General features: G+C 69.4%; 14 protein-coding genes. 10 read left to right on the plus strand and 4 right to left on the minus strand.

The genetic code is table 11. The annotated features are described in order from the left end of the window. The 3 genes from IP93_RS03615 to IP93_RS03625 form a co-directional block, all read right to left on the minus strand. Window positions 1-1,293, minus strand: coding sequence for an efflux RND transporter periplasmic adaptor subunit (locus tag IP93_RS03615; protein ID WP_144812100.1), 1,293 nt, complete (start codon window positions 1,291-1,293; stop codon window positions 1-3). A gap of 238 nt (window positions 1,294-1,531) precedes the next feature. Beyond that, on the minus strand, window positions 1,532-2,011 hold the full coding sequence (locus tag IP93_RS03620) for a tRNA (cytidine(34)-2'-O)-methyltransferase (RefSeq protein WP_144812340.1): 480 nt from the start codon (window positions 2,009-2,011) through the stop codon (window positions 1,532-1,534). Window positions 2,012-2,022: 11 nt separating this feature from the next. Continuing rightward, the gene (locus IP93_RS03625) at window positions 2,023-2,730 is read right to left on the minus strand and encodes an SDR family oxidoreductase (RefSeq protein WP_144812103.1); all 708 of its coding nucleotides are present in this window, start codon (window positions 2,728-2,730) and stop codon (window positions 2,023-2,025) included. A gap of 244 nt (window positions 2,731-2,974) precedes the next feature. Between IP93_RS03625 and IP93_RS03630 the strand changes: the two genes are divergently transcribed. From IP93_RS03630 to IP93_RS03640, 3 genes are all read left to right on the plus strand, one after another. After that, complete coding sequence (locus tag IP93_RS03630) at window positions 2,975-5,857, plus strand: M16 family metallopeptidase (protein ID WP_144812105.1); 2,883 nt, start codon at window positions 2,975-2,977, stop codon at window positions 5,855-5,857. 149 nt (window positions 5,858-6,006) lie between these two features. Next, window positions 6,007-6,330: a DUF4156 domain-containing protein gene (locus IP93_RS03635; protein WP_144812107.1), complete on the plus strand. Its 324-nt coding sequence runs from the start codon at window positions 6,007-6,009 to the stop codon at window positions 6,328-6,330. Between the two features lie 136 nt (window positions 6,331-6,466). Further along, window positions 6,467-7,483 (plus strand): 3-oxoacyl-ACP synthase III, encoded by a 1,017-nt coding sequence (locus IP93_RS03640; protein ID WP_144812109.1) that lies wholly within the window; start codon window positions 6,467-6,469, stop codon window positions 7,481-7,483. Between the two features lie 155 nt (window positions 7,484-7,638). Here IP93_RS03640 and IP93_RS03645 read toward each other — a convergent pair whose 3' ends face one another. After that, the gene (locus tag IP93_RS03645) at window positions 7,639-8,271 is read right to left on the minus strand and encodes a hypothetical protein (protein ID WP_144812112.1); all 633 of its coding nucleotides are present in this window, start codon (window positions 8,269-8,271) and stop codon (window positions 7,639-7,641) included. A 260-nt stretch (window positions 8,272-8,531) separates the two neighbouring features. Between IP93_RS03645 and IP93_RS03650 the strand changes: the two genes are divergently transcribed. From IP93_RS03650 to IP93_RS03680, 7 genes are all read left to right on the plus strand, one after another. Then, a complete protein-coding gene (locus IP93_RS03650; protein ID WP_242006721.1) occupies window positions 8,532-9,455 on the plus strand; it encodes a M15 family metallopeptidase in 924 nt (307 codons plus the stop codon). 85 nt (window positions 9,456-9,540) lie between these two features. Further along, window positions 9,541-10,587 (plus strand): PAAR domain-containing protein, encoded by a 1,047-nt coding sequence (locus IP93_RS03655; RefSeq protein ID WP_144812115.1) that lies wholly within the window; start codon window positions 9,541-9,543, stop codon window positions 10,585-10,587. A 73-nt stretch (window positions 10,588-10,660) separates the two neighbouring features. Next, window positions 10,661-11,026 (plus strand): hypothetical protein, encoded by a 366-nt coding sequence (locus IP93_RS03660; RefSeq protein WP_144812119.1) that lies wholly within the window; start codon window positions 10,661-10,663, stop codon window positions 11,024-11,026. Between the two features lie 341 nt (window positions 11,027-11,367). Next, window positions 11,368-12,924 (plus strand): hypothetical protein, encoded by a 1,557-nt coding sequence (locus tag IP93_RS03665; protein ID WP_144812122.1) that lies wholly within the window; start codon window positions 11,368-11,370, stop codon window positions 12,922-12,924. 22 nt (window positions 12,925-12,946) lie between these two features. Next, on the plus strand, window positions 12,947-16,912 hold the full coding sequence (tssM, locus tag IP93_RS03670; protein ID WP_144812124.1) for a type VI secretion system membrane subunit TssM: 3,966 nt from the start codon (window positions 12,947-12,949) through the stop codon (window positions 16,910-16,912). Next, window positions 16,912-17,898, plus strand: a complete 987-nt coding sequence (tagF, locus tag IP93_RS03675; RefSeq protein ID WP_144812127.1) for a type VI secretion system-associated protein TagF — start codon at window positions 16,912-16,914, stop codon at window positions 17,896-17,898. The genes tssM and tagF overlap by 1 nt, the downstream gene beginning before the upstream one ends. Next, complete coding sequence (locus IP93_RS03680) at window positions 17,895-18,764, plus strand: OmpA family protein (RefSeq protein ID WP_242006722.1); 870 nt, start codon at window positions 17,895-17,897, stop codon at window positions 18,762-18,764. The genes tagF and IP93_RS03680 overlap by 4 nt, the downstream gene beginning before the upstream one ends. Window positions 18,765-18,872: the final 108 nt, after the last annotated feature.

Genomic DNA, 18,872 nt, shown 5'->3' on the forward strand with positions numbered 1-18,872 from the left:
TCACTCTCCTGAGACGCGGACGCGTTCGGCATCGCCGAACAGGTCGGTGCCGGCCACGACGATGCGGTCGCCGGCACGGGCGCCATCGACGATTTCGACGGCATTGAGGCTGCTGGCACCGGTGCGCACGGCGCGCTTGACCGCGGTGCCGCCATCCATGACGAAGGCGCTGTGGCCGCCGCCCTGTTCCAGGAACGGCCCGCGGTCGACCATCAGCACGTTGCGCCGGGTGTCGAGCACGATGCGCGCGCCCAGGCGCTGGTTCTGGCGCAGGCCCGGCGGCGCCTTGCCGGTGAAGCGCAGGCGGCCGGTGACTTCGCCGTTGACCACTTCCGGCGACACCGCCGAAACCGCGGCGGCGTAGCTGCCGCCCGGGCCGCTCAGCTGCGCCGGCATGCCGATCGCCAGGTCGCGGGCGAAGCTCTCCGGCACCTGGATCTCGACTTCGAACACGGTCAGGTCGACCACGCTGAGCACCGGTGCGTTGAGCCCCACGTTGCTGCGTTGCGCGGCCAGCACCTGGCCCACCTGGCCATCGAACGGCGCGCGCAGGGTCAGCGCATCGACCTGGCGCTGCACTTCGGCCACCACCGCGCGCTGGCGGTTGGCGAGCAGGTGCTTGTTGCGCGTGTCCAGGCCCGCGCCCTGGCCCTGCAGCTGCAGGTCCTGGCGCGCATGCGAAAGGCCGATCTCGGCCTTTTTCAACTCATCGCGCGCGCGCAGCACGTCCACCTGCGGCACCGCGCCGCCGTCGAAGCCGCGCTGGTTGCGCTCCAGTGCACGTTCGGCGGCCTGGCGGTCGACCATGGCCTGGTCGAGCAGCTTGCGTGCGGTCGAACGCGCCAGCGCCGCATCCAGCGCCGCGCGGCCGGCTTCGGCCTCCAGGCTGGCGAGCGTGGCCTGCTCCTGCGCCAGACGGCTGCGCAGCTCCGGGCTGTCGATCTCGGCCAGCGCCTGGCCGCGCTTGACCGCATCGCCGGCCACCACCTGCAGGGTGAGCGTGCCGCCGGCAATGGCGTACAGGGTGGGGTTGTTGGCGGCGATCACCCGGCCATCGGCGGCGATGTCGCGCACCAGGTCGCCACGGCGCACCTCGGCGATGCGCAGGCGGCTGGCGTCGACCGACCGGCCGCCGGCACTCCAGCCCTGCGCCAGCCAGACGGTGGCCAGCAGCAGCGCACCGCCACCGGTGGCGAGGAGCAGGTTGCGACGACGACGCGAACGGTGGGCCAGCGCGTTTGCGGCGCTGGCGCCAATCGTCTGGTCCTGCGCGGAGGTGTCACGGATGCTCATGGGGTCCTGTATCGGGGCCGGGTGGGTGGCCGCGTTCACAGAAGTCAAAGCAATCGTCGTGCCAACTTTTAACTGATTGTTTTCGCTGTGTTTTGCGCGGCTTCATCCAGTGTCCGCGCATGTCCGGACACGTCCGCCGGACGCCTGCCTTCGCATGTGCTGGCCGCCGGCGCGAGGGGCGAGCCGGGTGCGGGCCTTGCAGCAGGTGCCCCGTCGCTTGCGACGCGCCTTGCGTGGCTCACGCCCCGCCGGCAAACCCCTGCTGTCGCCACGCCTCGAACACCACCACCGCCACCGCGTTGGACAGGTTCAGGCTGCGGTTGTCCGGGCGCATCGGCAGTCGGATGCGTTGCCCGGCAGGCACCTGTTCCAGCACGTCCGCCGGCAGCCCGCGCGTCTCCGGCCCGAACAGGAACGCATCGCCCGGCCGATAGGCCACCGTATCGTGGCGCACGCTGCCACGCGTGCTCAGCGCGAACAGCCGCGGCGGTGCGCCGTTGGCCGCGGCGATGGCGTCCAGCGCGGCATCCAGCCCGTCGTGCACCTGCAGCGTGGCGTACTCGTGGTAGTCCAGCCCGGCGCGCTTGAGCTGCTTGTCCTCCAGCGTGAATCCCAGTGGCGCGACCAGGTGCAACCGCGCCCCGGTATTGGCGCACAGCCGGATCACGTTGCCGGTGTTGGGCGGAATCTCGGGCTGGAACAGGATGACGTCGAACATCGCACCATCGCTCACCACGGCACCGGTTCGCCGTGCCGGTTGAGAAAGCGGCCACTGTCCGTCGGCGTGGCTCCATCGACCACGCGCAGCATCGCCGCCACCGCATCGCCGGCTGGCAGTTGCGCGCCATCGCCGCCCATGTCGGTCATCACCCAGCCCGGGTGGAAGGCCAGCACGGTCGCGCCGCGCTCGGCCAGCGCCTGCGCCAGCAATGCGGTGACCATGTTCAGCGCCGCCTTCGACACTGCGTAGGACGGCGTGTGGAAGCCATCCACCGAGCCGATGGAGCCCAGCACCGACGACAGGTTCACCACCTTGGCGCCGGTCACGAAATGAGGCGCCAGCGCCTGGGTCAGCAACAGCGGGCCCACCGCGTTGGTGCGGAAGCTGTCCTCGAAGTTGCCAGCCGTCAGCTGGCCGAAGCGCTCGCCCGAATGCAGCACGCCAGCGTTGTTGACCAGCAGGTCGATGCCGCCGCCCACCAGCGGCAGCTCGCGCACCAGCTCGGCGTGCGACTTGGCTTCGGTGATATCCAGCGGCAGCACGTGCAGCCGACCCGGATGTTCGCCGGCCAGCGCATTGAGCGCGGTCGCCCGGCCCGGGTGGCGGCAGGTGGCCGTGACCCGGTCGCCGCGCGCGAGCAACTGGCGGGTGAATTCCAGGCCGATGCCGCGATTGGCGCCGGTGACCAGGCAGTGCAGGGAATGGCGAGCGGTCATGGTGGCGACTCCGTGGGAACGTGCATTCTCGCCCAAAGCGCGAATGCCGGCTCATCCCGTCGGGGGGGGTCATGACGATGCGGCAGGCGCTTGCTGTCCATGTGTCCGCAAGGCGGACCGCACCACGGCTTCGGCGCAACGCGTGCGCCGGCGTTCCCCCTACCGGGACTTGTGGCCTAGTGCCTGCACCTGGTCCCATCGCTACCATCGGGCCTCCGCCCGATCCACCACAATGGAGTGTCGAATGACCACGTTTGCCCGGCCGCGTGCCGCCGCCCTTGCCCTTGCCCTTGCCACCGCGATGGGCGGGCTGACCTTTACCCCGGCCCCTGCGCTGGCCAAGGCACCGGCCAAGGTCGACATCGCCCATGAGCAGTTCACCCTGCCCAACGGCCTGCGGGTGATCGTGCACACCGACCGCAAGGCGCCGATCGTGGCGGTCAACCTCTGGTACCACGTCGGCAGCAAGGACGAGCCCAGCGGCCGCAGCGGCTTCGCCCACCTGTTCGAGCACCTGATGTTCAACGGTTCGGAGAACCACCCGGGCGAATACTTCGAACCGTTCGAAATGGTTGGCGCCACCGACATGAACGGCACCACCAACCAGGACCGCACCAACTACTTCCAGAACGTGCCCAGCACCGCGCTGGACATGGCGCTGTGGATGGAGTCCGACCGCATGGGCCACCTGCTCGGCGCGATCGACCAGAAGACACTGGACGAACAGCGCGGCGTGGTCCAGAACGAGAAGCGCCAGGGCGAGAACCAGCCCTACGGCCAGGTCTGGACCAAGCTGGGCCAGGCGCTGTACCCCAAGAGCCACCCGTACGGCCACACCGTCATCGGATCGATGAACGACCTCAACGCCGCGTCGCTGGACGACGTGAAGCAGTGGTTCCGCACCTGGTACGGCCCCAACAACGCCGTGCTGGTGCTGGCCGGCGACATCGACGTGAAGACGGCGAAGGAGAAGGTCGGCAAGTACTTCGGCCACATCCCCGCCAGCCCGACCATGGCCCAGCCCAAGGCCGACGTGGCGGTGCGAGCGGCGTCCACCCGCGAGGTGATGCAGGACAAGGTGCCGGCGGTGCGCATCTACCGCGCGTGGAACGTGGCCCAGTTCGGCACCGCCGACATCGACCGCCTGCAACTGCTCGGCTTCGTGCTGGGCGGCAGCAAGAGCTCACGCCTGGACACCCGCCTGCTGCACGGTGACAAGCTGGTCGACAACATCAGCGCGGGCGCCTACGCCTCGCAGCTGGGTTCCAACTTCATGATCAGCGCCACCCTCAAGGACGGCGTCGATCCGGCCAAGGTCGAGGCCATCATCGACGAAGAGCTGCGCAAGCTGGTCGCCGAAGGCCCCACCGCCGCCGAACTGGCGCAGGCCAAGACCGCCACCCGCGCCGGTTTCATCCGTGGTATCGAGCGCATCGGCGGCTTCGGTGGCAAGGCCGATGCGCTGGCCGAATGCGCGATCTACACCGGCGACCCGGGTTGCTTCCGCGATTCGCTGAAAGCCATCGAGTCCACCACCGCCGCCGACCTGAAGGCCGTGGGCAGCAAGTGGCTGGGCAAGGGCGACCACACCCTGGTGGTGGCCAAGGGTGAGCGCACCCCGCTGCCGGAAGACCCGGCCGCCACCCCGGCGCCGTTCCAGTTGCCGGCCGTGGACGGCAAGTACGGCACCACCGCCAGCACCGTCGACCGCAAGACCGGCGTGCCTATGCCGACCCAGTTCCCGCAGCTGGCGTTCCCGTCGCTGCAGCGTGCCACGTTGTCCAACGGCACCCGGCTGATCCTGGCCGAGCGCCATGACATCCCGGTGGTGCAGATGAGCTACCAGTTCAATGGCGGCTACACCGCCGACCACGGCGGCAAGCTCGGCACGTCTAGCTTCGCGATGGGCATGCTGGACGAGGGCGCTGGCGATCTGGGCACGCTGGCGTTTGCCAACCGCGCCGAAGCGCTGGGTGCCAACCTCGGTGCCGGCGCCTCGCTGGACGGTGGCAGCGCCTACCTGTCGGCGCTGAAGGAGAACCTGGACCCGTCGCTGGACCTGTTCGCCGACATGCTGCGCGCCCCGCGCTTCGAGCAGGCCGAGGTCGACCGGATCAAGGCCAGCTGGATCGCCGGCATCAAGCAGGAGAAGGCGCGCCCCAACTCCGCCGTGCTGCGCGTGCTGCCGCCGCTGCTGTACGGCGGCGACCACGCCTATGCCATCCCGTTCAGCGGCAGCGGCACCGAAGCCTCCATCGCCAGCCTGACCCGCGATGACCTGGTCGCCTTCCACAAGGCGTGGGTGCGTCCGGAAGGCGCCACCCTGATCGTGGTCGGCGACACCACGCTCAAGGCCATCGTGCCGATGCTGGAGAAGCACCTTGGCGACTGGAAGGGCGAAGGCGTCGCGCCGGCCGCGACCGCACCCGCCGCAGTGGCGCGTCCGACGCAGCCGCGCGTGTTCCTGGTGGACCAGCCGGGCGCCGTGCAGGCCAACCTGTTCGTCGGCCAGCTGATGCCCTCGTCCAAGGATCCCGGCGCGGTCAGGCTGGAAGTGGCCAACGACGTCATCGGTGGCTCGTTCACCGCGCGCCTGAACATGAATCTGCGCGAGGACAAGCACTGGTCCTACGGTGCCCGCACGCAATTGGTCAGCGCCCTGGGCCCGCGCCCGTGGCTGGCCGTCGCCCCGGTGCAGATCGACAAGACCGTGGAGTCGATGCGCGAAGTGCAGCGCGAAGTCGCCGACTATGTCAGCGGCAAGGCGCCGCCGACCGTCGCCGAGGTGGCCAAGATCCAGGCCAACGAGAGCCGCAGCCTGCCGGGCGCCTATGAGACCGCAGGCGCGGTGATGGGCACGATTGGCGGCATCGTCCGCTACGGCCGCCCGGACGACTACGTCACCCGCCGCAATGCCGAGATCGCGGCCCTGACCCCGGCGCAGGTGGCCGAGGCCGCCAAGGCCATCGACCCCAACGCCCTGACCTGGGTGGTGGTCGGCGACCTGAAGCAGATCGAGGCGCCGGTGCGGGCGCTGAACCTGGGTGCGGTGCAGGTGCTGGATGCGGACGGGGCGCCGGTCGCGACCGGCCCGGCCCCCGCGGCCAGCGGGACCAAGGCGAACTGAGCTTCGTCACCCCGGCATCCCGCCCCCGATGGGGCGGGATCGGGCGGCGCCGAAGTCATCCACGATTCATCGCAGCGGTTCTCAAGCTGGACGCCCCGGGCGACAATCCGGGGCGTCGCCATGCCCGTTCCCGACGTCTGGAGCTCCCGATGCGCCCATTGTTGCTGCTTGTCGCCGCCACCACCCTGATCGCCAGCGGCTGCACCTGGGTGCACATGGCGCCTGGCGCCAGCCGCGTGCGGGTGATCGCCGCGGGCACCGGCCCGGCCGGCTGCGAGAAGCGCGGCGAAGTCGAGGTTTCGGTCAAGGACCGAATCGGGCCCTATGAGCGCAACGACCTGCGCGTGCGTGAGGAACTGGAAACCCTGGCCCGCAACGAGGCCCCGGGCCTGGGCGCGGACACCGTGCAGCCGCTGGACGCGCCGCACGATGGCGAACAGCGATTCGCCGCCTGGCGTTGCACGCGCGGCTGAGGCGGGAACCGGCCGCCAACGTGCGGTCAACGTCCGACTTTCGTCATCCGGTGAACCGGTTTGCGGGCCCGGCGGATGCGCCGTGGCCGCGAAGGCGTTAATCTTTCGTGTTCCACGCCTTCTGGTTCCAACGCCCATGCTGTTCCAACACGTCGCTATCGCTGGCCTGGCCCACATCGACGCGCCGCGCCGGTTGAGCTCGGAAGAGATCAATGCCCGGCTCAAGCCAACCCTTGACCGGCTGGGCATCCGCACTGACGTACTCGGCGACATCGCCGGCATCCACGCGCGCCGCCTGTGGGACGGCGACGTGCAGGCCTCCGATGCCGCCACGCTGGCCGCGGTCAAGGCGCTGGCCGACGCCGGCATCGAACCTGATCGCGTTGGCCTGCTGGTCAACACCTCGGTCAGCCGCGATTACCTGGAGCCGTCCACCGCGTCCATTGTTTCCGGCAACCTCGGCTTGCCCGACACCTGCCAGAACTTCGACGTGGCCAATGCCTGCCTGGCCTTCATCAACGGCATGGACATCGCCGCGCGCATGATCGAGCGCGGCGAGATCGAGTACGCACTGGTGGTTGACGGCGAGACCGCCGACCTGGCCTACGAGAAGACGCTCGAGCGCATGACCCGTGCCGACGTCACCGACGAGGACTTCCGCAACGAACTGGCCACCCTGACCCTGGGTTCCGGCGCGGCGGCAATGGTGATGGCGCGCAGCGAACTGGCGCCGGGCGCGCCGCGCTACAAGGGCGGCGTCACCCGTGCCGCGACCGAGTGGAACAAGCTGTGCCGCGGCAACCTCGACGGCATGGTCACCGACACCCGCCTGCTGCTGATCGAAGGCATCAAGCTGGCCACCAAGACGTTTGAGGTGGCCAAGCAGAAGCTGGGCTGGGTGGCCACCGAACTGGACGAGTTCGTCATCCACCAGGTCAGCAAGGTGCACACCGCCGCCTTCACCAAGGCGATGGGCATCGACCCGAAGAAGGTCATGACCATCTTCAACGAGCACGGCAACATCGGCCCGGCCTCGGTACCGATCGTGCTGAGCAAGCTGCGCGAGATGGGCCGGCTGAAGAAGGGCGACCGCGTGGCGCTGCTCGGCATTGGCTCGGGCCTGAACTGCTCGATGGCCGAAGTGGTCTGGTGACACCCCGCATCGCGGTGCGCGTGCGGTAACGATGCAACCCGGTCCTTCACAGGGCCGGGTTTTTTCATGGCCGGCTCAGTGCTGGGTGCAGGTCTTGGGATCCACGCCAGCGCGTTTGCACGCCCGCTGGCGGCACCAGTGGCTGCGCAGGTTGTTCACTGGTCCAGCTCCGCGCGCAATGTCGCGGGTGCTGGTGCTGGTGCTGGTGCGGTTGCCGGTTGTGTGGAATTTCCATCGTCTTTCGGGCCAGCCGTCGCCGGCATGGGTTGGCGATCCAGGCGTCGCGCCAGCCGATCCATCGCCCGGGTGTCGCGGACCGGTTCGGCAGGCTGCCGGATGTTCTGCATCAGCGCCTGCAGCAAGTCGGGTTCGGGCGCTACGCGGGTCGGGGTGCCGGGTGCGGCCGTTGTCTTGGCGGTGGCAGTCGCGGTGGCGGTGCCGCGACTCGGCGCTGACACGGCCGCGACCGCCGCCGTCGCAGCGGGGTGGGTCTCCTCGTGCGGTGCCGGTTCCAGAGCGCTGAATGGATTGCTGGCGCTGGCGACGACCGTTTGGGTTGACTCAGTGGGCGCATCGGCCGGAGGGCCGAACGGGTTGGCCACGGCGGTCACGCTCCCGGCGCTGGCATCCAGCAACGTCGCGGTGTCGGAGACGGCGTCTGGCGCTGTGGATGCGCTGATCGTGGCGACGGTAGCCGACGGCGCTGGCGCAACGGCATCCGCCTGCGGGGGCGCCAGCATCCAACCCAACGTGGCCACGCCAAGGACACACAGGCCACCCACCAGCATCGCGCGGAGGAGTTTAGACCGTCGCGGCCGACGTGGCATGGGCGTGGGCGTGGGGACCGCATCTGCTAGGATGCGCGCCGGCTGGCTGCCGGGCGCAGGATGTTGCGATCCGGCACCCGCCATCAGGCTGGGGCGCCGTGGTTTGGCATCGTGCCGATCCACGTGGACTCCTTTCCGATCCGGTCACTACCGGATCACGCGACCGCATTCTGGAATGTGGTGCGGTAGCCGTCAAATACCGTCGCCAGGGAAGGTGCCGCGTGATTGCTGTCTGGATGCTGCTGTTGTTCGTCGCGCTGTCGCTAGTGGCCTGGTTGCTGCTGTTTGACGATGCGCGTGCGCGCGTGGCCGCGCACCTGGGGCGCTGGCAGCGCGCGGTGGGCGCGCGGGCCACGCGGGGCTGGTCGCATACCGCCAACGCGGCCGGCGCATCTACCCGGCAGGTGGCGGCCGGCACGGGCCGGCTGCTGCGCGGCGTGCACCGCCAGCGGCTGTGGCTGCTGGGCGCGCTGTTGCTGGCCGGCGTACCGCCGTTGCTGATCCTGACCCTGCGCCAGCGCGTGCAGTTGGACAGCTACGACGCCACCTTGGTCCGGGCCGAAGACGAGCGCATCCTGCAACTGCTGCGCGGCGAGCGCCTGGCCCCGCCGCCGCCGTTGCCACCGGAACTGTTCCTCGCCGCCGAGGCCGGGATGATCCCCGCCGAGCCCGACGCCGTGACCAGCCCGGCGATGGGACAAACCAACAACACCTTCGCCCTGGACCGCATCGGCAGCGCCGACCGCCGCTGGGAGCGCATCCACCCCGAGTTCCAGCAGCGCGTGCTGGCCATCTACCGGGTGATGGAGCAGCAGCACGGCTACCGCATGGTGCTGGTGGAAGGCTTCCGCAGCGCGCAGCGCCAGGCGGAGCTTGCGGCCAAGGGCGGCGGCGTGACCCGTGCCGGCGCCGGCCAGAGCTGCCACCAGTACGGCATGGCCGTGGACAGCGCGCTGTACCGCGACGGCAAGCTGCAATGGGACATGCGCGACCCGTGGGTGCGCCGCGGCTACTTCCTCCATGGCGAACTGGCCCAGCAGGTCGGCCTGGAGTGGGGCGGCAGCTGGCGCTCGATCAAGGATTACGTGCACCTGGAGTGGAAGGCGCCCTGCCGCGAGGCCCGCCGCGCCGCCCGCGCCGGGTGAATCGGCAACGGGTTGCTGCTATCGTTCACCCCCGACGCATGGATTGCGTCCGGCCGCCACGGCCGCCACCACGGAGCACGGTGCCATGTCCAAGCCTTTCATCGTCCTCGGCGACAAGACCGACCACGGCGGCACGGTGGTCGCGGTGTCGTCGCAGACCGACATCGATGGCAAGCCCGTCGCCCGCGTGGGCGACCAGGTGTCGTGCCCGAAGTGCAAGGGCACCTTTCCCATTGCCGCCGGTGACCCGACGGTGATCATCGACGGCCAACCGGTGGCGCGACATGGCGACAAGACCGCGTGCGGCGCGACGTTGCTGTCGGGGCAGTCGCGGGTGTTTGTTGATGCCGGCAGTAGCGGCGCTGCCAAGCACGCTGCGACAACCGTGGGGGCGTTGTCCCTTTCCCAGGTTGCAACCAACATCGGCGGACCAGCCGATAGCGCTGGGGCCGTGACGACGGAAAACCTCCGTCGCGGAAGAGGCTCGGCGCGAGGCGAGTGGCGAGTCGCCGACGTTTTGAAACGCTTGTGTCCCCAGGACAAGGCCGTTGTCGATGAGATGGCGAAAACGCAGATCACGGCCAGCGACGAAATTTATTTCGATGACCTTCGATTTGACGGGCGTGAATGGGTTGTTGATCGATTTCAGGCAGGCGGAACCCAGGGGGATGGCAATATCGGCCTATTGCGCTCTGCCTCTCCGGAGGCCGCAGCTACGACGATCTATCACGAGGTCTGGCACAAGAAGCAACCGGCATCAATGAGTTGGGTCGACAAGGAAGTCGAGGCCTACTACGAAACGGAGCAGTGGACTATCCGGCAAGGAATGTCCGGCCAGAAGGAGGGGTTCCGCACGCGAAATGCTAACGGAAACTGGACGGCGGATAGACACAAAATTTCCGCGTACGTGCGCGCCAAGTACCCCGTATCGACGGACTCAACCAAGCCGTTTCCTGTCGAGCGTGATGAGAACGGAGACGTGGTGCTCAGTGATGGCAGCACTCGCCCGCCGCAGCGAGGAGACCGCATCAGTGGAGAGGAGATGGCAAAGAACAAGCGTTCCATCCCTACCTCGGCATGGAAGTGTCCGGGACCTGAAGAGGAAGCACGGAGGTCCGACGGTGCTGGCTAATGGGTTTGCTTGGCTACTCCTCGCTTGCATGGGTGGAATCGGCTGCACTGGCGCGACGATGGGAGAGGGACGAATGCAAGCAACAGAGCGTGAAGTCGTAGCAGAGCTGTCGTTGGCTTCTGGATCGATAAGCGTAACTACCCAGGATTTGGGCGCAATAAAGCAAGCGCTGCGGTCGGCACTGGTTGAGCGGGAAAGGGAGAATCCAGCCGACTACGCCCCACTGCTTGTCGAGCTTGACGCGGCACCGGTGTGGATCAGTCACGGCATTGCAAACCTCGGGCCGTGGAAACTAACCACGCGCGAGGATCGGATCGTGCTTGTGCGTCGGACACCTCCCACGCCGACGCGGTTGTTCCACGTTGCAACGCTTGAAAGGGTTGGTTCTGTCGCGTGGCACGTCAAGAACCTTGAGGTCGAAGTTGTTCATCCACGCTGAGGTTTGCCATCGGTCGCTGCTCCACACAGCCGCCGACGCGGTGGTGGGCATTTGACGCCATGAATCCTGGGGCGTGCACAAGCGGCTAGTTGAAGTTGGCGGCGTGGTGTGGCAGTTCACCATCAACGGTGCCGCAAAAGCCCAATGGACGAGCGGAGAGACGGTCCGTTTTCTGGGTTGTGAGGCAAAGGCGTGCGGTCCACTGGTCATGGATCCATTTGTCGATCCATCCGAGCTATAGTGAAAGAGCTTGGCGCGCATGAAGAGCGCCGCTTGTCGCTGCGGACCGCGACAATTCTCCATGGATAGGAAGGCAGTCAAGGAAGACAGATGTGAATGGCATGTCCTACATGCGCCTGTGGCTGACGGGCGGCGGCGTTTATCTGCTCTCCGGAGCGGGTGCCGTTTCGGTATGGCGCGCCACCGGTACCAGCCCTGGTGGCAGCGACCTGCTGATCTGGTTGATCGGCCTGCCGACGGCGCTTCTTGGTACGGCCTGGATGTTTCAGCGGTGGCGGACGAACCGGGCGACCCCTGCGTCTTCGGAGGCGGCCGCTGAATCAACGGTCAGCGACGAGGTCGCCGTTCTCTCCCCGGACGCAGCGCAAGCCACGACCCTGTCCGTGGTCGCCAGTGCGCTATGGCTGCCCGCTGGCCGCGATGCCGTTGACGTCACCACCACGCTGCGTCGGCACCAGCGCCCCGGCCTGCATGCCACGTTGCGTGACCTGCACGGCTTCCCGGTCAGCGTGGCGGCGGTTCAAGACGTCGACGAGGCGGACGCCGACTGGGCCATGGACCCGGATGAAGACGTGGACGATGCCGTGCGCCGCGCGTTCGCCCTGTTGCGCCCGGTGGCCGAGGACCTGCTGCTGGCGGCGCTGCCCGAGGTGAGTCCCGACGCCATGCGCGATGCCATGGCCGCCGAGGCCGACGACGGCCCGACCATGCACCCCTACGCGATGCATCATTCACAGTCGTTGCGCGCCCCTGCGGCGCAGCAGCGGTCCACGTTGCGCATCGTGCTGCTGGCGCCCGCGCACTGGCCGGAGCCGCTGCGCACGTCGGCTGCAGTCGCCCTCGGCGAACTCGCCACCACCCTCGGCCACGATGCCGACCACGTGGAAACCCTGACGCAGCCGGTGCAGCGCGAGGACGAAAACTGGCGCCTGCTCGCGATGCTCGCCGATGACCTGCACGCCAGTTCCGTACGCCGCGACCGGGTGCTCGTGCTGACCGCCGACTCGTGGGTGAGCGAGGCCATGGTCGAGCGGCTGCATGCCGACGAGCGCCTGCTGCGCAGCGACGTATCGGAAGGCGAAGTGCCGGGCGAAGGCGCCGCCGGCCTGCTGCTCGCAGCCGCGGGTGACGCGTCAGGCGGAGCCGCGGCTCGTGCCCCGGGTGCACCCGGGGCGACTGGCGACCACCCGGATACATCGGCAGCCGAAGCGGACCTTGCCGACCCGCAGATCCACCTGCATCTGCCGCTGCAGGCCCGCCTCGCGGACGCCACGCGCCCGCGCGAAGCGGCGCGTACCACCGCCGAGCTGATCGCCCGCGCGCTCGACACCGCCGGTTGCACCGGCGATACACCGCTGCAGGTGGTGACCGGCGCCGACCACCGCCCCAGCCGGATGGTCGAGGCCGCCACCGCGCTGGTCGCGCAGCGCCCCGAGCTCGATCCGGTCGAAGACGCCCTGCACCTCGGCGTCGCCTGCGGCTCGATGGGCGTGGCCGGTCCGCTGGCGTTGCTGGCAGTTGCCGCTGCCCACGCGCGCGAAAGCGAGACCCCCACCCTGGCCCTGGCCCTGACCGATGCCAGCACGCGCGCTGCCGCGGTGCTGGCGCCGGCCACGCACGACTCCCTTTTCCCTGCGGCCGCTTCGGCGGCAGCCTGACCCGCGTCGATGGACTGACCCCATGTTGAGCAACCTCCGATACTGGCTGAGCGACTACCGCGTGCTGGCCGCGCTGGCCCTGGTCGCCACCGCCGCCGTGGCGTATTTCGGCATGGACAAGCTGGGACGCATCGGCGTGTGGCTGGTGCTGCTGCTGGCCACCCTGGGCGTGGTCTGGCTGGTGGTCTGGATCGTGCGCCGCGCACGTGCGCGCCGCGCCGCCAACGCCATCGAAGCGGTGGTCAACGCGCAGGGCGAGCAGGCGGTGACCAACGCCACGCCGGCCGCGCGCGCCGATGCCGAGCAGCTGCGCGAACGGATGGGCGAGGCGGTCAAGGCCATCAAGTCGTCCAAGCTCGGCCAGCTCAAGGGCAACGCCGCGCTGTACGAACTGCCGTGGTACGTGATCATCGGCAACCCGGCCGCGGGCAAGAGCACCGCCATCCTCAATTCCGGCTTGCGCTTCCCGTTCGAGGACAACCGCAGCAACGTGATCCGTGGCCTCGGCGGCACCCGTAACTGCGACTGGTACTTCACCACCGAAGGCATCGTGCTCGACACCGCCGGCCGCTACTCGGTCAGCGCCGAGGACCGGCTGGAATGGCTGACCTTCCTCGACCTGCTCAAGCAGCACCGCTCGCGCGCGCCGATCAACGGCATCCTCATCGCCGCCTCCATCGGCGAGCTGTCGGGCAGCAAGCCCGAGTTCGCCATCGAGCTCGCCAAGAACCTGCGCCAGCGCGTGCAGGAGCTGACCGAGCGGCTGGAAGTGTTCGCGCCGGTATACGTGGTGTTCACCAAGGCCGACCTGATCGCCGGCTTCAACGACTTCTTCCGCGGCCTGGACCCGAGCGAGCGCGAGAACGCGTGGGGCGCCACGCTGCCATACGCGATGGAGCGCCCGGGCGAGCCGCGCGTGGACACCGATGCGCTGGCCTCCTTCGACCATCACTTCGACCTGCTGGCCGAAGGCCTGCGCGAGATGGGCGTGGCGCAGATGGCGATGCTGCGCGGACGCGACGTGCCGCCGGGGCTGCTGACGTTGCCGATGGAGTTCGCCGGCATCAAGCCCGCGTTGCGCACCTTCATCGCCACGCTGTTCGAGGAAAACCCGTACCAGTTCAAACCGGTGTTCCGCGGCTTCTACTTCACCAGCGCGCTGCAGGAAGGCGTGACTGTGCAGCCGGCGTCCGACCGCGTCGCGCGCCAGTTCGCGCTGTCGGCGGCCAACGGCCAAGGCGAGCGCCTGCCGGTGCTGGAAAGCAGCCACTTCCTGCTCGGCCTGTTCCGCAAGGTGATCTTCGCCGACCGTGACCTGGTCAAGCAGTACGCCAGTCCCAAGCGCAGCCGCCTGCGCTACGCCGCGTTCGCCGCGGGCGCTGCCGTGCTGGCGCTGGCGCTGGCCGGCTGGGCCTGGTCGTACACCGGCAACCGCCAGCTGGTGGCCAACGTCACCGCCGACTTCGACAAGGCCGTGGCGATGCAGCGCGAACGCGTGGACCTGCAGTCGCGGATCGAGGCGTTGCTGATCCTGCACGACCGCATGGCGCAGCTCGACCAGTACCGCCAGGACAATCCGGTCGCGCTCGGCCTGGGCCTGTACCAGGGCGACCGCATCGAGGCCAAGCTGCGCAGCGAGTTCTTCCACGGCATGCGCCAGCTGATGCTGCAGCCGGTGACCGCGCGTCTGGAAGGCTACCTGGGCGAGGTGATCGCCAACCGCGGCCAAGTGCGCATGGTCGCGGCCGGCATGGGTCCGGTCGGCGTAGGCGCTGGTGCCGCGGCGGCGGCCACCGCCGCAACGGGCGCGGTGGCGGGCATGTCGCCACCGTCGGTGGATAGCGCCATGGCGGCGTCCAACCCGGCCGCCATGGCCACCGGCGACGACCCGCTGTATCGCGAACCCTCCGCCACCGATGCCGAGGACGCCTACAACGCGCTCAAGACCTACCTCATGCTCGGCGACCGCAGCCGGGTGGAGGCCAGCCACCTGGACGACCAGCTGACCCGCTTCTGGCGCAACTGGCTGGAGGCCAATCGCGGCAGCATGCCGCGCGAGGACCTGCTGCGCGCCGCCGGCCGACTGATGAGCACCTACGTGGCGCTGGCGGCCGATCCGCAGTGGCCGCTGATCGAACCCAAGTTCGGCCTGGTCGACGACGGCCGCGAGACCCTGCGCCTGGTGATGAAGGGCACGCCGGCGCGCGACCGCGTGTACGCGCAGATCAAGGCGCGGGCCGCCACCCGCTTCGCCCCGGTCACCGTCGCCAGCCTGCTCGGCGAGGACGGCGCGCGCGGCGCGGTGCAGGGCAGCCATTCGGTGCCGGGCACGTTCACTTGCGCCGCGTGGGACGACTACGTCAAGGACGCCATCGGCGAAGCCTCCAACGCCGAGCTGAGCAGCACCGACTGGGTGCTGGAAGCCACCGTGCAGGACGACCTGACCCTGGCCGGCAGCCCCGAGCACGTGGCCAAGGAGCTGACCGCGCTGTACAAGGCCGACTACGCCCGCGAGTGGGCGCGCTTCCTGCAGGGCGTGAGCGTGGCCGAGTTCGGCAGCTTCGAGCAGGCCGCCGCGCAGATGGACCGCATCGGCGATCCGCGCAGCTCGCCGCTGCGCAAGCTGCTGGAAGCGGTGAACCGCGAGACCGTATGGGACAACCCGAGCGCGCAACGCGGTGACGAAGGCGGCGGCATCGTCGCGTGGTTCAACCGCGTGGTGCTCGGTCGCACCCCGCAGGGGAGCGGCACCGATGGCAAGCCCGCCGCGGTGGCGATGGGCCCGATCGGCCGCGAGTTCCAGGGCCTGGCGCGCCTGATGCACCCACGCGACGGCCAACCGCCGCTGGCCGACGCCTACTTCGAAGCGCTGGGCAAGCTGCGCAGCCGCCTCAACGCGATCAAGGGCCAGGGCGACCCCGGCCCCGGCGCGCGCAAGCTGATGCAGGAAACGCTGGACGGCAACAGCGGCGAGATCGGCGAGGCGCAGCGTCTGGTCGACGAGCAGATGCTCAACGGCCTGAGTGATTCGCAGCGCCAGGCCCTGCGCCCGCTGCTGATCCGCCCCGTGGTGCAGGCGTTCGCCGCACTGGTGCGCCCGGCCGAAGGCGAGCTCAACCGCACGTGGGCGGCGCAGGTGTACCAGCCGTTCGAGCAGGGCATCGGCCGCAAGTACCCGTATGACGCGGCCGCGAGCGTAGAAGCGGCCGCCGCCGACGAGGCGCAGATCTTCGGCCCGGATGGCGCCATCGCCCGTTTCAGCAACGAAGCGCTGGGTTCGCTGGTGATCCGCCGCGGCAATACCATGACCGCGCAGCGCTGGGCCGACATCGGCATCAACCTGCGCCCCGAGTTGATGGACGGTTACGCCGGCTGGGTCGTGCCCGTGGGCGGCGCCGGTGCAGGCACCGCTGGCACGGGTGGACCGAGCATGGTGTTCGAGATCCGCCCCGGCCCGGCGCTGGGCCGCGAATACACCATCACCGTTGATGGCCAGCAGCTGCGCTACCGCAACACGCCGGCCACCTGGAGCACCTTCACCCTGCCCAACCCGCAGGGCACGCCGGGCGTGCGCATCGAGGCAGTGACCGCCGACGGTCGCAACGTCGAGGTGTTCAACGCGCCGGGCACCAAGGGCATGTCGCGTCTGTTTGAAACCGCACGCACCACGCCGGTCGCCGACCAGCACTACCGCATGGCGATCGGCGAAGGCGATGCCACGGTGTCGATGGAGCTGCGCATCGTCAGCGTCAGCCAGGCGCAGGAGCGCCAGACCACCGGTGGCAAGCGCGGCGGGCGCCTGCCCGCGGTGGTGGCCGGGATGGTCGCGCCAACGGCGTCCGTCACGGCGGCAAGCGGGACGGGCGCACCCGGCAGCGCAGCGGCCAACACGACCGCACCAGCACCCGCGACCCCGGGTGCAACGCCCGCTGGCACGGCCGGCGCCAGCCGCGGTGGTCCCGCCGCCAGCCCGGCAGGAGCGCGCTGATGACCGCCGTCATCGCCACCACCTGGCCAGTCGGCTACTTCGGCAAGCTGCCCACGCGCGGCGACTTCGTGCGCGCCGCCGAATACGCGCCGTTGATGATGCAGCTCGACCACTGGGCCGAGCAGGCGGCTGAACTACTCGCCCGCGACCCGGACTGGAAGCGCATCTACGACACCGCGCCACCGATGCACTTCGCCTTCCTCGGCTCGCGCAGCAGCACGGCGGTGGGCGGGCACATCCTCGCCAGCCGCGACGCCTCCGAGCGGCGCTTCCCGTTCATGGTCGCGACCCGCTTCGACGTGGCGCAGCCTTTGCCGTTCCTGGCACGCAGCCCACTTGCGTTGAGCCGGGCGTGGGTCGGTATGGCGCGCCAAGCGCGGCAGGCCGTGGCCGCCGATGACCCGTCGCCGGTATTGCGCGAGCTGGCGGAGGCGCGCGTGGGCCTGAGCGTGGAGCCGACGCATTACGAAGCGCCGTTCCTCGACTTCCTCGACCTGCAGGACCTCGGCGCCCTGCAGGGACTGCTGCAGGACGCCGGCCACGGCGGCCGGCTGGCCTGGACCCTGCCGGCGCTGGGCCTGCTGCTGCAGCCGGTGCTGACCGGCGGCGGTGCACAGATCGACAAGGGCCTGTCGCTGCCGCTGCCGCGCGACCCGCTGTACCGGCCACTGGTGGCCGCGTTCTGGCTGGACCTGGTCGGGGGCTTCCTCGGCCGCGCCTCGTTCGAACTGGCCGTGCTGCTGCCCGAAGGCCCCAGCCCGCGGCTGGTGATCGGCTTCAACGGCACCGATGGCCGCACCCTGCACGCCGCCCTCGATCCGCGCGCGGCGGACGAACAACTGATCCGCGTGGACGATGCCGAATGGGTGGAGGAGCAGGTGGCGGAGGACTACGCGCTCAACCGCCTGGTCAGTTTCCTCGACCGCGAGGAACTGCCGCTGCGGATGGCACGCAGGCTGTTTGCTGAAACGTATCTCGGGACATGAGCATGGCCAAGGACAGGATGGGAGCGGTGGGCGCGGCGTCGATGGCGCTGCTGGCGGCACTGGTGGCAGCGCCGGCCCTGCTGCGCGCGCAGACCGGCGCCGGTGGTGGCATCACGACGGCGCTGGCGTCGCAGGCGACGGCCCCGAATGTCGCGGCGGCTACGGCGCCCACCGGCGGCAAGCCGGTGGTGGTGGCGGGCATCGTGCCCGACGAAGCCACGCGTGCGGCGGTGCTGACCCGCCTGCGCGCGCTGTACGGCGCCGAGCGCGTGGTCGACCGAATCGAGGTCGACGACGTGGTCGCGCCGCCCAACTGGCAGTCGCACGTGGTCAACCTGCTGGGCGATGACCTGCGCCAGGTCTCGGGCGGGCAGTTGGACGTCAACGGCAACGTGGTGCGCCTGCAGGGTGAAGTGGCCAACGAGGCCCAGCGCCAGCAGCTCGCCAGCCGCATGTCCACCGCGCTCAACCGCACGTGGACGGTGCACAACGGCCTGCGCGTGGGCGAGTCGAAACAGGCGGTGCTGGACCAGGCGCTGGCCAACCGCACCATCGAGTTCCAGAGCGGCAGCGCCAACCTGACCGCGCAGGGCATCGCGGTGCTGGAGCAGATGGCCGCGGCCATGCGCGAGATCGGCAGTACGCGCGTGCGCATCAGTGGCCACACCGACAACGTGGGCGCGCGCGCGGCCAATGTCGCGTTGAGCGCGGCGCGCGCTGAAACGGTGCGTCGCTACCTGCAAAGTACCGGCATCGAGGCGGCGCGCATGAGCGTGCAGGGCCTGGGCCCCGACCAGCCGCTGGCTGACAACAACAGCGCCGAGGGCCGCGCGCGCAACCGGCGCATCGAGTTCACTGTGCTCTGATCGCTACCGCGTCCCGTTCCGGTTCCGGCGCCGAACGCAGAATTCAGGGCTTCGGTCATGCTGCTCCCGAAGACCGACGACTGTCCTGGAGAACGTAAACTGTGCGCC

Origin of the sequence: Aerolutibacter ruishenii, from assembly GCF_007830115.1 — a bacterium.
Lineage (GTDB): Bacteria > Pseudomonadota > Gammaproteobacteria > Xanthomonadales > Xanthomonadaceae > Aerolutibacter > Aerolutibacter ruishenii.

Bases quoted from the DNA above. Each gene is read 5' to 3' on its own strand.
- IP93_RS03615 (WP_144812100.1), bottom strand. From the start codon at position 1,293: ATGAGCATCCGTGACACCTCCGCGCAGGACCAGACGATTGGCGCCAGC.
- IP93_RS03620 (WP_144812340.1), bottom strand. From the start codon at position 2,011: ATGTTCGACGTCATCCTGTTCCAGCCCGAGATTCCGCCCAACACCGGC.
- IP93_RS03625 (WP_144812103.1), bottom strand. From the start codon at position 2,730: ATGACCGCTCGCCATTCCCTGCACTGCCTGGTCACCGGCGCCAATCGC.
- IP93_RS03630 (WP_144812105.1), top strand. From the start codon at position 2,975: ATGACCACGTTTGCCCGGCCGCGTGCCGCCGCCCTTGCCCTTGCCCTT.
- IP93_RS03635 (WP_144812107.1), top strand. From the start codon at position 6,007: ATGCGCCCATTGTTGCTGCTTGTCGCCGCCACCACCCTGATCGCCAGC.
- IP93_RS03640 (WP_144812109.1), top strand. From the start codon at position 6,467: ATGCTGTTCCAACACGTCGCTATCGCTGGCCTGGCCCACATCGACGCG.
- IP93_RS03645 (WP_144812112.1), bottom strand. From the start codon at position 8,271: ATGCTGGTGGGTGGCCTGTGTGTCCTTGGCGTGGCCACGTTGGGTTGG.
- IP93_RS03655 (WP_144812115.1), top strand. From the start codon at position 9,541: ATGTCCAAGCCTTTCATCGTCCTCGGCGACAAGACCGACCACGGCGGC.
- IP93_RS03660 (WP_144812119.1), top strand. From the start codon at position 10,661: ATGCAAGCAACAGAGCGTGAAGTCGTAGCAGAGCTGTCGTTGGCTTCT.
- IP93_RS03665 (WP_144812122.1), top strand. From the start codon at position 11,368: ATGTCCTACATGCGCCTGTGGCTGACGGGCGGCGGCGTTTATCTGCTC.
- tssM (WP_144812124.1), top strand. From the start codon at position 12,947: ATGTTGAGCAACCTCCGATACTGGCTGAGCGACTACCGCGTGCTGGCC.
- tagF (WP_144812127.1), top strand. From the start codon at position 16,912: ATGACCGCCGTCATCGCCACCACCTGGCCAGTCGGCTACTTCGGCAAG.
- IP93_RS03680 (WP_242006722.1), top strand. From the start codon at position 17,895: ATGAGCATGGCCAAGGACAGGATGGGAGCGGTGGGCGCGGCGTCGATG.